16 protein-coding genes are annotated in these 14,490 nt (G+C 60.6%); 7 read left to right on the forward strand and 9 right to left on the reverse strand.

Annotated features, from left to right (window positions below):
* Positions 1-433 precede the first annotated feature (433 nt).
* The 8 genes from LOS78_RS08450 to LOS78_RS08485 form a co-directional block, all read right to left on the reverse strand.
* On the reverse strand, positions 434-2,689 hold the full coding sequence (locus LOS78_RS08450) for a hypothetical protein (protein WP_230377941.1): 2,256 nt from the start codon (positions 2,687-2,689) through the stop codon (positions 434-436).
* Positions 2,690-2,713: 24 nt separating this feature from the next.
* Positions 2,714-3,495 (reverse strand): IS5 family transposase gene (locus LOS78_RS08455; protein ID WP_085999836.1). Its coding sequence is split into 2 segments (ribosomal slippage): positions 2,714-3,153 and positions 3,153-3,495, totalling 783 coding nucleotides; the frame shifts between segments, so codons are not numbered across the junction.
* A gap of 614 nt (positions 3,496-4,109) precedes the next feature.
* Positions 4,110-5,474, reverse strand: a complete 1,365-nt coding sequence (gene chrA / locus LOS78_RS08460) for a chromate efflux transporter (protein ID WP_011749399.1) — start codon at positions 5,472-5,474, stop codon at positions 4,110-4,112.
* On the reverse strand, positions 5,471-6,316 hold the full coding sequence (locus tag LOS78_RS08465; protein ID WP_011749400.1) for a sulfurtransferase/chromate resistance protein: 846 nt from the start codon (positions 6,314-6,316) through the stop codon (positions 5,471-5,473). The genes chrA and LOS78_RS08465 overlap by 4 nt, the downstream gene beginning before the upstream one ends.
* Positions 6,317-6,530: 214 nt before the next feature.
* Positions 6,531-7,238, reverse strand: coding sequence for an arsenical resistance protein ArsH (gene arsH, locus LOS78_RS08470; protein WP_011749401.1), 708 nt, complete (start codon positions 7,236-7,238; stop codon positions 6,531-6,533).
* Positions 7,235-8,308, reverse strand: coding sequence for an ACR3 family arsenite efflux transporter (arsB, locus tag LOS78_RS08475; protein ID WP_011749402.1), 1,074 nt, complete (start codon positions 8,306-8,308; stop codon positions 7,235-7,237). The genes arsH and arsB overlap by 4 nt, the downstream gene beginning before the upstream one ends.
* Before the next feature lie 12 nt (positions 8,309-8,320).
* Positions 8,321-8,746, reverse strand: coding sequence for an arsenate reductase (glutaredoxin) (gene arsC, locus LOS78_RS08480; RefSeq protein WP_230377942.1), 426 nt, complete (start codon positions 8,744-8,746; stop codon positions 8,321-8,323).
* A gap of 2 nt (positions 8,747-8,748) precedes the next feature.
* Entirely contained in the window at positions 8,749-9,108 is a 360-nt protein-coding gene (locus LOS78_RS08485) for a helix-turn-helix transcriptional regulator (RefSeq protein WP_011749404.1), read from the reverse strand.
* A 716-nt stretch (positions 9,109-9,824) separates the two neighbouring features.
* Here LOS78_RS08485 and LOS78_RS08490 point away from each other — a divergent pair.
* The 7 genes from LOS78_RS08490 (at position 9,825) to LOS78_RS08520 (ending at position 13,158) form a co-directional block, all read left to right on the forward strand.
* Positions 9,825-10,022 (forward strand): hypothetical protein, encoded by a 198-nt coding sequence (locus tag LOS78_RS08490; protein ID WP_041530327.1) that lies wholly within the window; start codon positions 9,825-9,827, stop codon positions 10,020-10,022.
* Between the two features lie 121 nt (positions 10,023-10,143).
* On the forward strand, positions 10,144-10,392 hold the full coding sequence (locus LOS78_RS08495; RefSeq protein ID WP_017998452.1) for a hypothetical protein: 249 nt from the start codon (positions 10,144-10,146) through the stop codon (positions 10,390-10,392).
* Positions 10,393-10,825: 433 nt separating this feature from the next.
* The gene (locus tag LOS78_RS08500) at positions 10,826-11,185 is read left to right on the forward strand and encodes a hypothetical protein (protein WP_011749407.1); all 360 of its coding nucleotides are present in this window, start codon (positions 10,826-10,828) and stop codon (positions 11,183-11,185) included.
* 257 nt (positions 11,186-11,442) lie between these two features.
* Positions 11,443-11,649 carry a cold-shock protein gene (locus LOS78_RS08505; RefSeq protein WP_011749408.1) on the forward strand — a complete coding sequence of 69 codons (207 nt, stop codon included), beginning with the start codon at positions 11,443-11,445 and terminating at the stop codon, positions 11,647-11,649.
* Positions 11,650-11,766: 117 nt separating this feature from the next.
* Positions 11,767-12,057: a DUF982 domain-containing protein gene (locus LOS78_RS08510; RefSeq protein ID WP_230377943.1), complete on the forward strand. Its 291-nt coding sequence runs from the start codon at positions 11,767-11,769 to the stop codon at positions 12,055-12,057.
* A gap of 546 nt (positions 12,058-12,603) precedes the next feature.
* Complete coding sequence (locus LOS78_RS08515; RefSeq protein ID WP_011749411.1) at positions 12,604-12,810, forward strand: cold-shock protein; 207 nt, start codon at positions 12,604-12,606, stop codon at positions 12,808-12,810.
* Positions 12,811-12,864: 54 nt separating this feature from the next.
* Positions 12,865-13,158, forward strand: a complete 294-nt coding sequence (locus tag LOS78_RS08520; RefSeq protein ID WP_230377944.1) for a hypothetical protein — start codon at positions 12,865-12,867, stop codon at positions 13,156-13,158.
* Between the two features lie 379 nt (positions 13,159-13,537).
* Here LOS78_RS08520 and LOS78_RS08525 read toward each other — a convergent pair whose 3' ends face one another.
* The gene (locus LOS78_RS08525; protein ID WP_230375481.1) at positions 13,538-14,470 is read right to left on the reverse strand and encodes an IS5 family transposase; all 933 of its coding nucleotides are present in this window, start codon (positions 14,468-14,470) and stop codon (positions 13,538-13,540) included.
* Positions 14,471-14,490: the final 20 nt, after the last annotated feature.

Below are 14,490 nucleotides of genomic sequence, written 5' to 3' on the forward strand. Positions count from 1 at the left end.
GGGGCGATATCCGTGATCATCCATTGTCGTCCATCCAGGCTCATCGTCCCCGTGCAGGATACGGACCCAGGCGAAGGAAGGTAAGTGCTGCGCTGTTGTGAAGGTGGATCGCCACACAGGGCGGAAAGCGGACGGTCGGCAGTGGGGCGTAGTACCCGCGCAAGAACTGATCAGGTCGAGCTTTCGGGTTGTGAGCCCAGAAGCAAGAAGTTTCATTTTTTCCCCGGATTTCAATATTTAGCCTCCACGGCTTTGAAACAACGAGGCAGTTGTCGTTCTATTTGGTTGATCTTATGGGGTTAAAGCGATTTTAAACCACACTCGGCAGCACACAAAGGTTGAGATGGCGTTGAGGTGCCGCCATGAAATCTATTTAAGCTACAATCAAAAATGCCTTCGGACCGCTGACAAACCAATGAAACGCCCTGTCGCGCTAACCAATTGGCCGAAAGAAATCACTATCTTCGTAACGCTTTGCAAAGTCAGACTGAAGTTGCTCGGAGGCTCGTGACAAGAAGACCTTGGCGCGTGATTCATCCATCTGATCATAAACATCGAGCGCCTTGCCCACAATTTCCTTGAACGCCCGCTCATCCATTCGGTTGCCAAGTCGGACGCCGAGAATCGACGGGAATACTTGATCGTAGCTGATCTGGACTTGTGTCGCGGATGGAAGGTTCGCCAGAAAATGCAGAATAAACTCGGGCCGCATCATATAGCGAGCTCGCTTTTGCGCAACCAGGCTGCCTGTGGCCCCTTGAAGCCGGGATTGTTGCGTCAGCCACCAAGTTTTATATCCAAATGGGTTCTCGCCAGCGCGCTCATGGCTCACAGACCGCCGCTGATAGACGCGCAGAACGGTAGCGGCAGCATTGCGAGAAAGGATACGTTCGCTTTCCTCCTCTCGTCCAACTTTGCCTCGGGCATCAAAAATGGCGTCGCCAAGTTGGGCAACCTCACTCGGGTCTATTCCTGCTAGCATCTCCTTTTCATCTTCAAACTTGAACCCAAATTCATTAACAAGGTACGCTCTCAGTTCGTCTCTCGATCTGTCGTTACCAAGATCAGAAACTGTAATGAAGCTTCCGAGGTACCTCGACCAATCCAGAGGCTTCCGTCCGGCGTCCAAGTCAGAAAAACGCGCATAGAAGTATGCCCGAATCAGAATCTTGCCAATCTGACTGACCAAGTCTGGAGTGAGGTGGTTGTGAATTTCTTGATAATTGTTTCGATACTCTAGGTTCGTTCCCTTTAGATGATGCCATACCTCGTCCAGCGCTTTCTCTGTGAGAATCAGATTTGACCCAGAGTCTTTCATTATCCTGAGGGCGTTCTTCGTCATCTGATCATCTTTGGAGAGCAAATGCTCTGAAAGACATCTTACAATCAGATCGGACCCGATATAGAGGTTGAAATTCGAGCTCATCCCTCGAAAGTATTCAACAATTCTCGGCTCATTTTTAAGCATGAAGAGCAAAATATAGGTTCGACACAACTTCCGAAAATACTGTCGTTCTTCTGCTGTGCTCTCGTAGAATGCTCCAGGTAGAACAGAAAGTGCGGTTCCGCCGATAAGACTCGCCACCTTGGGTTTTACACTCAGCTTCTCCATGGCCCGATGAATGTGATCCTGAATTGCCGGGAGCTCGGATTCGCGTCGGCTCTCCAGCTCATTCTCCATGAACATTGCCATCTCGAGTCCCTGCGCGTGGAACGTCTGGTGAATTGCCTTATGGCAAACCTCGACCACTTGCTCTGTGTGGGGCAAATTATCTGTGTCTCCGATCAGAGACTTGGATGCCCTCTGCCGAAATATGTCACTGACTTTAAGCCTAAGCGTCTCATCCTCAACGTTTTCTTCCCGGATAAGTTTTCGTGTCTCAAACGGAAGGCAGTATCCTTTGGCTTTCTTGTGAAAATTAATTTGGCGACTGTTGCCCGTCTTTGAACAAAGGAAATCTAGCCGATGAGGAAAAACACCACGGAAAAACTTCTTCGCCGCCGGGAGCGTCTCGATGACTTTGTCTTCGATCTGTTGTTGGGATAAGAACAGTCCTTTGTCTGGATCAGTGCCCTCTAACGACCACAGGATGAGGCTGTCAGTCACGGCCTCTAGAAGTTCAGTTTTTCCCCTCCTACGATCCAGCTCCTGACCAATAAAAACACAAAGTGTTCTTGCCGGAAGGCTCGAAAGCTCGTCTACGAGTCGCGAGCTCCCGATCTCTTTGAGAAAAGAAACCGATGGAGCAAGGTATGAAGAAAATGCCTGTTTTGTACCAGGCGAGTCATTGATGTGAGCGGAGAAATACGCGCCATCTCGAATAGTTATGCGTACGTCAAACTCCTCTGATAGGTCGTTCTCCAGCTTATCAATCACGGGAACACGCTGACTGGTCGCATACACGAGACTACGAGGGTCCCTTCCAAAGGCGCGAAGTCGCCTAACCGTCCTTCGTATTTTCCCGATTGTGTCTGGAGTTACGGAAGCTTGCAGGAAGCGGGTCGGCGTCGAGGATTCATATAAACCAGAGTCCTCTATCGCATCAGCGCCACCATCGTGGGTGCCTCCCAGTGGAACATATTGGTGACCTATCGTGGCGGCAAAGTAGGCTTGTACAAATCCCTCAAAGGAGGAGCCAGGTACACGCTCAAGCGCAATATCGACCACACGATGGTCTACCGTTTCCATTGCTCTCTCCAAAATGCCGCTAGGTCATGTTGACAAATGGCGGAGCCAGAGCCTGATGCAGGCGACGTCGACGAAGCCAAGGAAGCTTTCGGCGGTTTTGTCGTAGCGGGTTGCAAGGCGGCGGCTATTTTTCAGCTTGTTGAAGCAGCGCTCGACCATGTTGCGCAGGGTGTAGATGGTCATGTCGACAGCCTTGCGCACCCTTCGGTTCCTTCGCATCGGTATCATGGGCAGGGCGTTGCGGCTCTCGATGTCTTCCCGAATTTTATCAGAGTCATAGCCCCTGTCGGCGACCAGAACTGCTGGTTGCGGCAGGTTGTCGGCCATCACCATATCATAGCCGGTGTAGTCGGAATCCTGCCCCGGCGTGATCTCGGTCCTCATCGGGAGGCCTGCGCCGTTGACGCGGAGATGGATCTTGGTCGAGAAGCCACCTCTCGAACGGCCAAGAGCCTCTTTCGGAGTCCCCCTTTTGCGCCCGCCGCATGATGATGGGCGCGGATCACAGTGCTATCAACCATCTGGAGCTTGTCTGGCGCGATCCCAGCGTGGTTCAGCGCATCCAGGATATCCTCCCACAGTCCCGCCAAAGTCCAGCGGCGGAACTGACGGTAGACCGAGGACCACTTGCCAAACTCTTCGGGCAGATCGCGCCATGGCGCACCAGTCCTTGCGATCCAGAATATACCATTCAGAACAAGACGATGGTCCGCAGGTTTCCGCCCGTTAGGGTGCCGGACGGCACGAATGAAGCCCTCGAAGAAGGTCCACTCATCGTCGGATATCAGGTTGCGTGCCAAGTTCATCTCCCACGTAGAGATGAGCTTGAATCATAGGACGACTGCCAGAGGAATCCCTTTTGTCAACACGACCTAGGTGCTCCTTCGCGACACTATGATATGCGGGCAGCCGTTTTCAACCTTCAGCAATCAGTTCGCGCACCGAGTGCCTGCGGCTAGCGGGAGCACAGCCGAGATGGAAGAGGCAGTCGATCTTGCCGCGCGTAGCGCGAATGACCGCATTGGGGGCGCTGCCCTGCCACCCATGCCGAATATGGACGGCAGCTAAGGACCGACCTTGCCTGTCCGGGGGCAGATCGCCCGGCTCGGCCAAACCTGCCACTTGCTGTCCCGCAGCGAGTTGCTCGCGAGTCCATTGCTGCCGTTGGAGACTGATCCGGCGCAAATGATCAGCTCTGGATGTTCCGTCCACTGTTTCCAGGTGTGGTCAACCGGCTGTACTCGCCACCGAGCTGCAAGGTGAGCGTCCCGGTCGGCCTTGTTACCATGCCGACCATCCCCATGTGATGCGAATCAGGGCAGGCACCACCATCAACTGACCGCGGGCGACCCGCATCCGCCCTGGCATCGCGGATATCCGGGTTTCTTCGGGGTTCGGGCAGCGGCCTCGCCATCCGCCGTCAGATCGCCCCGGCCATATGCAGTCCGAGGCCAGCCAGTGCCGCACCACCAAGCACGAGGCCGATGCCGAGCTTCAGACGGAACACCGCGAGGATCGCCAGCGCCGAAAGGGCCATCGCCCAGCCATCCAGTGTTTCCAGCACCGGAACGCTGGTCGAGACCGGGCCCCAGTCGAAAGGCTCGACCTCGCGCCAGACCACATGGATCGCGAACCATATCGCGAGATTGAGGATCACCCCCACGACCGCCGCCGTGACCGAAGCCAGCGCCGCCGCGAGCGCCCGGTTTTCCCGCAGCCCTTCCATGAACGGTGCCCCGAGCAGAATCCAGGCGAAGCAGGGCGCGAAGGTCACCCATGTCGTCAGGACGCCCCCGAGCGTTGCCGCCAGCAGCGGCATGGCCCATCCGGCCTCGCGCATTGCCCCCATGAAGCCGACGAACTGCAACACCTTGATCAGCGGCCCCGGCATGGTTTCGGCCATGCCGAGACCGTCGAGCATCTCACCCGGCTGCAGCCAGCCATAGCTGCCGACCGCCTCCTGCGCGACCCAGGCCAGCACGGCATAGGCCCCGCCGAAGGTCAGCACCGCGAGTTTCGAGAAATAGAGCGCGATGTCGGTGAAGACGCTGCCCGGCACCAGGGCGAGCAGCAGCAGCACCGGCAACAGCCAGAGCGCGACCGCCGCCCATCCCGCGCGAAAGGCGTTTCTGCGCGCCGAGGGCGGAAGGTCAAGGTCTTCGCCAAGGATCGTGTCGGCGTCGCTGACATGTGCGCCACCTGACGAGCCATGTCCGCCGCCGCCCCGGAAGGCCGCAATCCCGGCCTTTGCCCCGATCCAGCCGATGGCCGCCGCCAGCGCCACGATCACCGGGAAGGGTGCATCGAACAGGAAGATGGCCAGGAAGGACGCGGCGGCCAGGCCGAGCATGACCTTGTTCTTCAGGGCACGTTTGCCGATGCGGAACACCGCTTGCAGCACGATCGCCAGCACCGCGGCCTTGAGCCCGAAGAACAGCGCGGTCACAACCGGCACATCGCCATAGAGCGCGTAGACCCAGCTCAGCACCATCATGGCGATGAAACCCGGCAGGATGAACAGCATCCCCGCGATCAGCGCGCCGCGCACGCCGTGCATCAGCCAGCCGATATAGGTCGCCATCTGCTGCGCCTCGGGGCCGGGCAGCAACATGCAGAAGTTCAGGGCATGGAGGAATCGCGCATCCCCGAGCCACTTCCGCTCCTCGACCAGTATCCGGTGCATCACCGCGATCTGGCCGGCCGGCCCGCCGAAACTCAGCGCGGCGATCCTGGCCCAGACCCCGGTGGCCTGGCCCAGCGTTGGAAATCCATCACGCCGTTTCATGTGGCGCTCCGGCCCGTACCCCTGGCGTTGGTGGGCCAGTTGTGGATCTCGTCCGTGGCATCGCGCGCCCAACGGTAGAAGGCGTCATAGAGCTGCAATCCGGCATCGAGTTGTTCCAGATCGTCGGAATACATCCGCGACAGGCCCAGGGACGCCGCAAGCAGGCCCGCCGCTTCGGGGGCGAGGTCCAGGCGGGCGGTATCCGCCCCGCGCACGATCAACGCCAGCCGGTCGAGCGCCGGGATGCTCAACCGGGTTTCCTTCAGCAGCGTGTCGAAGGTGCAGTCCTCGCCGCGATGGCTCCAGAACACGCCTTCGACATCGAAGGGCATGGCGCCGAACCGCTCGGCCACTGCGGGGACCTCGGCCGGGGCGACGAACAGAAACACCGCCCGTGGATCGATGAAGCGCCGGATCAGCCAGGGGCAGGCGATGCGATCGATCTTGGGCCGCGCCCGTGTCACCCACAGGCTGCGACCCTGCGGATCATGGCCGGTGATCCTTGTGGTCGTGACGAGTGGCAGGCCGGCGGCAAGCCATGCCGCCATGCCTCCCTCCAGATACTCGGCTGCGACCCCTTCATGGCGCAGCCAGGCGGCGACGCCCTGGCTGCGCCCGTGTCCCTCGGCGCATAGGACCACCACCGGACGATCCAGGCTGCGGGCCAGCTCCGAAAGCGCCGCAGGAGCGATTTCATCCTCAGCCAGCCATCGGGCGGAGGGGATGAGACGGGGTTCGGTGTCTCTCGCATCCGCCCGGCGCAGGTCGAGGACGACGGGGCATCGTGCGGTGCCGATCAGCTTGGCGAGCTTGTCGCAGGTTATGGCATCAGGCGCAGGCATCTGCGTTCCCTCCATTGAGTCAGTTGTCGGAATGGAACGCGAACTTCGGCTGGCGCCTCGTGGGGCGTCGCAAGACCCCATGCCGGAAAATTCCGACGACGACGATGGAATGTCAAGACGGTTGCCCGGTTCAGACCCGGTTCGGTCGCCCTTTACGGTGCGATCCGGGTGCGTCTCGCGATCGCTCCCCGCCCGATATCGCGCCTCTCCAGCCTCATGTCGCAGCCTTGAGGTTTACCCGTTCCTCGAGCTTTGCCGCGGCTTCCTTGCGCTCGCTGTATCGGTCGGTCAGGAAGGCCGACAGGTCGCGGGTCGCCAGGGTGAACTTCACCAGTTCCTCCATAACGTCGACGATGCGGTCGTAATAGCTCGACGGCCGCATGCGGCCGGCCTCGTCGAACTCCTGATACGCCCTGGCGACCGAGGACTGGTTGGGGATCGTCAGCATCCGCATCCAGCGGCCCAGCACCCGCATCTGGTTCACCGCATTGAAGCTCTGCGAGCCGCCCGAGACCTGCATCACCGCCAGCGTGCGGCCCTGCGTCGGACGGATCGCCCCCATCGACAAGGGGATCCAGTCGATCTGTGATTTCATCACCCCGGTCATCGCGCCGTGGCGTTCCGGGCTGGTCCAGACCTGGCCCTCGGACCACAGGCACAGATCGCGCAGCTCCTGCACCTTGGGATGCGACGGGTCGGCATCCTCGGGCAGCGGCAGGCCATTGGCGTGGAACACCCGCGTCTCGCAACCGAAATGCCGCAGCAGGCGCTCGGCCTCCAGCGTGGCGAAGCGGCTGTAGGAGCGTTCCCGCAGCGAGCCATAGAGCAGCAGGATGCGCGGCGGATGGGTTGCGCGCGGAACCGGGGGCAGGTCCGGCTGGTGGACCGCACCGGGCGACAGGTTCGGCAAGTCGGGGATCATGCGCGGGCCTCTTGCGGGGTTGCTGCGGGGAACCAGCGGCGGCCCAGCCACAGGGCGGCGTTGACCAGAAGGATCAGAACCGGCACCTCGACCAGCGGGCCGATGACCGCGGCGAAGGCCACGGGCGAGGCCAGCCCATAGGCGGCGATGGCGACGGCGATGGCCAGCTCGAAGTTGTTGCCGGCGGCGGTGAAGGCGATGGCGGTGCTGCGCGGATAGTCCCGGGCGATCAGGCGGCCCATGGCGAAGCTGACGACGAACTGGATGGCGAAATACAGCACCAGCGGGATAGCGATCCTGATCGTGTCGAGCGGCAGGCGCAGCACGTCGCCGCCCTTCAGGCTGAACATCGCCACGATGGTGAAAAGCAGCGCGGCCAGCGTGATCGGGCCGATCCTCGGCAGGAATACGTTCTGATACCAAGCGTCGCCCTTGCGCGCGATCAGCACATGCCGGGTCAGGAACCCGGCGGCGAAGGGGATGCCCAGGTAGATCAGCACCGCCTCGGTCACCGTCCGGAAACCCACCTCGATCACGCTGCCTTCCAGCCCGAACAGGGGTGGAAGCACGGTCAGGAACAGCCAGGCATAGGTCGAGAAGAACAGGATCTGGAAGATCGAGTTGAACGCTACCAGCCCGGCGACATATTGCCCGTCGCCGCGCGCCAGCTGGTTCCAGACCAGCACCATGGCGATGCAGCGCGCCAGGCCGATCAGGATCAGCCCGGTCATGTATTCCGGCTGGTCGCGCAGGAAGATCACCGCCAGCGCAAACATCAGCACCGGCCCGATCAGCCAGTTCTGCACCAGCGACAGCATCAGCACGCGCTTGTCGGCAAAGACCCGGGGCAGGTCCTCGTAGCGGACCTTGGCCAGCGGCGGATACATCATCAGGATCAGGCCGATGGCGATGGGGATGTTGGTCGAGCCCACCGCCATGGCGTTCAGCGCATCCGGCAGGCCGGAGAACAGCGTGCCCAGCAGGATGCCGATCGCCATGGCCGCGAAGATCCACAAGGTCAGGTAGCGGTCGAGAAAGGAAAGCCGGCGGGCCGGGCGGTCGGGGGTCATCACCTATTCCTTTCAGGCCGGGCGGATGCGGTTGCCCTGGGCATCCACGACCTGCTCGCCGTCTTCCTTGCTGAAAGCCGCTTGCTGCGGTGGCAGCAAATCCAGCACCTGCTCCGAAGGCCGGCAAAGCCGCACCCCCCTGGGGCTGACCACGATGGGCCGGTTGATCAGCACCGGATGCGCAAGCATCGCCTCGATCAGTGCGGCATCAGTCAGCGCCGGATCGTCCAGGCCAAGCTCGGCATAGGGCGTGCCCTTTTCGCGCAGCAACTCGCGCGGCGCGATGCCCATGCGGGCGATCAGTTGTTCCAGCATCGCGCGCGAGGGCGGCGTCTTGAGGTATTCCACCACATGCGGCTCGATCCCGGCATTGCGGATCATGGCCAGCACGTTGCGCGAGGTGCTGCAATCCGGGTTGTGATAGATCACGACATCCATGCTCAGGCCTCGCGGGTCAAAGTGGGGTCACAGGCACAATCCAGCGCGGCCGCGACCGGCGCGCAGATGTCCGGGTGGCCGTCGCAGCAATCGCGCATCAGGAATGCGATCAGCCCCGCCAATGTGGCAAAGACGGCGCTGTAGATGATGAAGCGCCCTTCGCGCCGGGACCGGATCAGCCCGGCATGTTCGAGATGGGTCAGGTGAAACGACAGCCGCGAGGTGCTGGCACCCCCCAGGGCCTCGCCGATGGCTCCGGCCGCCATGCCCTCCGGCCCGGCCTTGACCAGCAGCCGGACGATGCGCAGCCGGGTTTCCTGCGACAGGGCCGCGAAGCCGACAAGGGCGTGTTGCTCTTCCATCGAATCAACCTCTCAAGATATGTTGAGACAATGAAGGTGAGACCTGATGTTGTCAAGCCAGCAGGTGCGTCTCGACGACGGCTGTTCGGGGAATCCGCGGAAGGTCAACCTTGAAGCGGACGCAGTTCAGCATCTGTAAAGTCTCGTTTCCCATGTCCTGGACGCGCGGAGGAAATAGCTGACGTGACATCATCGTATCTCGAGGGCGCGGGCCCCGACGGTCGGTAACGACGCTGGCGGCGCTTAAGGAGCCACGAGATCGGAGCGACATTCTTTCCAGCCATATGACCAGCTTGCACGATAGTTTCGATCCGGAGGGCGCAATTCCATCCCTTCGACCCCATGTCTTGTTCATCCGAGCGGGATCTCCGGGCGGTGCCATGGAAGACCCCATTGTGGGCACCGGCCCAAAGAACGACGCTCTGGACCCGAGGGGGAGACCCGTCAGGCCCAGCAGGGCGAGCCGCCGGCAGTCCCGCAGCAGGGCGACAACGATCCGAAAGATGACCCAATGCGGAAGCCTGCTGACCACAGATGACAGCCGGCTGCCATGCGAAAGGCGAAGCGGGTGGAAACCTGCGGACCCCCGATCTTCCGGTAAATTGCCGCACCAAGGTGTGGTCGAAATCTGCGCTGGTATGCGGCATTCAAAAGCTGGAAGGTGAAGCGGCGGATCCAGGTCCGCCGTTTTCGCTCGTCCAGATAGCGAGGTTTCCATGACCAAACGTGTTGCCCTGACCGACGCGCTCACCGGAGCTACCGAAATCTTTGCTCAGCCGCCGTGGCATCTTGAGGGGATCCGCCATTTCCAGAATGGGGATCTGGTGAAGCTCGCCCATGACGACGGAACAACCCGGCTCATTCCGATCAGATCTTGCACGTCCGGGCTGTTCGAGCGGTTCCGGGACTGGTGACGCGACACGCGCCAGCCATGCTGACTGTCAAGCGGGCCGATACCGATGCAAAACGGGTATCCGGTCTTCGTCCTTTGGGGCAACCAGCAATCGCCTGACACGAGGCGCCAGGCAGCAACCGATGGAAGGCAGGAAGGTGGCAATCGAAAGCCCGGATCAATACGAAGCCGCCATAGAGCACCTGCTGCAAATGCTCTTTCTGGCCACCGAGCGGCCCGGCCTGCTCATGACGACGGATCTGCGGGAACACCTCGCTCTCGCCGCCCAGAAGCGCGACAGGCACGGAGATTTCGGCGCAGCGCGATTGCTGATCGAATGGGCCGACCGGATCGACGCGGCAGCGGAAAGAACCGATCCCGCGCCTGAATAGGAATCGCAAAAGCCGACTGACGCAAAACTCGTCGTAACGGCCATCGACTGCGCTGACCTCATCCTGCCGTTGCAGAACCGCTTCGTCGTCACCGAGATTTCTTTCTCGGGCTTTCCGGAGGTTGGTCGATAGGCGAATGTCTCCTATGGCCTGCAGCCCCCTGACACCCCATATCAGCCATGCCTGTTCGAATTTTTTCGTCCGGCAACAGGGAGACCCAGACCGTGGATTCCGCAGACATCGCCAGCACCCCCGAGAAACGACCCGAGCCGCAGCATGATGCAGGAGTGCGCCGGCGTCGGAAAAGGGACGGGAACGAGCGCGGCATGCTGGTTCGCGTCGCGAGCGGCATGGGCGATCCGACGACCGACAGGGCGTGATCGATGGGCCGGCAGGCCCAAGAAGAGCAATCACATAAAGGGAGGGGGCGAAAATGGTCTCATTGGTCGAGAACAGCGACAGAGATATCAGGGAACGGCTGAGCGATATCGAGCTCCGCTTGAGCGAGCTGGAACTGCAGGGCCTCCAGGGCGGGGTCTACTCCAACCCCGGCGGCAAGGAGCAGAGCCTGAGGGATGTCCTGGCCTGGCTGGAGCGGATGACCCCGGTGGTGCGCCGGCTCTACTGGGCGATCAAGGAGGCGGCTCCCCAATTCGATGGGCCGGACAGAAAGGCGCTCGACCAGGCCGTGGGCGCGCTCGATGCATGGCAATCCGCCCATTCGCGGCTGCATGAGACGATAGCGGAAACGAACGCCCGGGAACTGGGCGGCAAGGAACAGCACGAAAGCTGAGACTTGCAGTTTGCGGTAAAAACGGCGTTTCTCCGGATTTTCCGTCGATGCGGGTCGCAAATTCTTTCCTTGCCGAACAACGGGTAATGGGCCGGGATCGCATGATTCCCGGAATTTCCTCGTAAATTCAGCCGGCATGACCTATATAGGATCAGCATCTCTTGTTTTCGGACCCTGTTCCTTGCGGCTCAGCTTCGATCTTCAGCTTTGCCGAGCCGCTGCGCTGTGTGAGCGGTATTTTTGAAAGGAACAGCACGATGGCCAATGGCACCGTGAAATGGTTCAACTCCAATAAAGGCTTCGGCTTCATTGCCCCGGAAACGGGCTCGAAGGATGTCTTCATCCATATTTCCGCGCTCGAGCGCGCCGGCATCCATCATCTGAACGATGGCCAGGCGATCGCCTATGATATCGAGCGTGACCGCAATGGCCGGGAATCGGCAACGAATCTCGTGCTCTCCTGAGAGCAGCGCCGAAGGGTAATACAGGCGGGGTCGGCTTCATGCCGTCTCCGCTTTTCCTTGAGGAGGGTGGGCATGCGTTGCCCGCCATTCCAACCGTTCCGACAGAAAAGTTTCATTATGGAAATTCACTGGGGCACGCCCCTTTCATTCGTCATTTCGTCTGCCGGCGAGGTGCAGAAGTTCAGCAAGATCGAGCAGGCGAGATACTGGCTCCGCAGGAGGTGGCCGGTTTCCAATACGGCCCAGCACCATGCGCTCGAGCAGCTGGATGCCGCCCTGCACTGCCTTGTATCGGTGGGATCGGCGCGGCGGGCTTTCATTGCCGCTGCAAAAGCTGCCGGTTTCGTGCCCGAAACCTCGATCGCACAATCCGCACGTCCCTTGTCCGCTTGCATGGCGACGATCTGAGACCGGGGTTGGTCCTGCTATGGCGGTGCCTGTGCGGGAATGGAAATGCTCCGCAGAGTGACCAGCCGAAAGCCAGCTGGTCGATCCTGAACAGGCTGTGGGGCCTCGGCCAAGAGCTATCGCAAGAAAGATAAGCTACCGGGACTTTCGAGTGCCTCGGATATTCCGATGCCCTTGGCGTACAAGCCAACCCTGCGCTTAGTAGGTATACGCTATAGGTGCGTCCGAAGATGGGGGCAGAAGATAATGTCCCACCATTCTCATGGTCGGGTTCCAGTCGAAAATTCTCAGATCAATCGGTTTTCGAGCGATTCCGGGAATTTTTGTCTGGCCAAGTGGAAAATAGCCAGGTTTGGCTCCATTGATTGAGGCATCGGACAAATGCGATGCAAGAATGTTTTGCTTTATCCGGCGCGAAGGCGCATACAGGGGGCGCTACGTTGCTTCTCTCTGCATCCTGTCTCCTTTCGGCTTCAGTCTGCTTTTGAACTGACCGGGCCGGGTTGCTGCATTCCGCGAGCGACAAATCCACAAGGAGATATCACGATGGCGAATGGCACCGTGAAATGGTTCAACGCCGCCAAGGGCTTCGGCTTCATCGCGCCCGAGCATGGCGGCAAGGACGTGTTTCTGCACATTTCGGCCCTCGAGCGGGCCGGGCTTAACAGCGTTGCGGATGGTCAGGCCGTGACCTTCGAAATCGAGTCGGGCCGCGATGGTCGCGAATCGGCCAGCAGGCTGGCGCTCGCCTGATCCTGTCGAACAGCCTGGCCATCTGGCCGGGCTGAACCCCTTCGGGAGACCCGTATGTTGGCCAAGGCGAGAAACCTTTTCCGCGACCCTGCGCCCCTGACGGCGATGGATCGCACCACTTCCGAGGCGAAGCTCATCGTCGATGAACAGGCCCGCAAGAGGAGCGAGCTGACGGCATCCCTCAAGGCTGCACGGTTGGCGAAAGAGGCGGCAGACGCCGCCACCGGCGTGCCTGCGAAAAACGCAAGAAATAGCGGATGCGCGGGGGCACCTGCTTTCTTCGCTGTAACGCCGACTCTCCCTACCGCCGAAACGCTGCGCGAAGATGTCTCGATCCATTTCCCATGATTCCGATTGGACGGGATGCAGGGGATATTCATCTTTTTTAGGCCAGCGCTAGCCGGCTTGACGGCGGACAGTCTCCCGCGCTTTTCCTGTGCCTTTTATCAGCCAGACAGGGGCTTTCCCGGCGCACGAAAGAGGCCGCACTCGCGGTGCTTTCACCCCCTTGAACCGCCATTTCCTCGCCCTAAATCGTGGATCGCCGGAAGCCTTGAACGGGTCCGGCATGCCGGGGCGGATGCAACGGCACCGCACGGCGAAAGACTTGTATCCATGTTGCTCAACGGAGGATGTGGCTATGAGAACCACTTTCGACTTTTCCCCTCTCTACGGCTCTGTTGCATAACTCAGGTGATGGGCGCGGTTACCCCCTCCCCGGACAGACTTATCCTACAGCTTCCGTGACCGGGATGCCGAGCGCGGTGTAGCCGTTCAGGACGGCGATGCGGATCTGGAACTCGGCGACCTGACGGTCGAAGTCCCTTGCCATGAGCCGCTGGCCCAGCAGTTTGACACAATGCATCTTCGTCTCGATGCGGCTCCGGCGGTGGTATCCACTCCATCGTCGCCACAGGGTGCGGCCGAGATACCTGGACGCCCGGAGGGCCTCGTTGCGCGCGACGGCTCCAGCGGTGATGGTCTTCCAGGTCTTCGCGTTCCTGCGCGGTGGGATGACGGCATGGGCTCCGCGATCTGCAATCGCATCGTGGCACTTGCGCGTGTCGTAGGCGCCATCTGCCGTGACGCTACCGATTTCCTGGTCCTCCGGGATCTGGTCGAGAAGGTCAGGTAGGATCGGCGCATCGCCGACGTTGCTCCCGGTGATCTCGACAGCCCGGATCTCTAGCGTTTCCTCGTCGATCCCAAGGTGGATCTTGCGCCAGACCCGCCGTTTGGGGCCACCATGCTTGCGAGCGTGCCACTCGCCTTCGCCCTCGACCTTGATTCCTGTGCTGTCGATCAGCAGGTGCAGCGGCCCTTTGGAGCCGCGATACGGGATGTTCACAGCCAAGGTCTTCTGGCGGCGGGACAGTGTGCTGAAGTCAGGCACCGTCCCGTCGAGGCCAACCAGACGCAGCAGGCTCTCGACGAACCCGGTCGTCTGCCGGAGCGCCATGCCGAATAGCACCTTCATCGTCAGGCAGCTCTGAATGGCAGTATCGCTGTAGGTCTGCTGGCGGCCACGCCTCCCCGTCGGCACGGCATCCCAGCTCATCTCGGGGTCGAACCAGATCGTCAGCGAGCCCCGGCGCTTGAGCGCTTCATTGTAGGCTGGCCAGTTTCTGGTCCTGTAGGTTGGCGGTGTGGGTCTGCTCATACATCACAGCTACCACCCTG

It is taken from the genome of Paracoccus sp. MA, assembly GCF_020990385.1.
GTDB lineage: Bacteria > Pseudomonadota > Alphaproteobacteria > Rhodobacterales > Rhodobacteraceae > Paracoccus.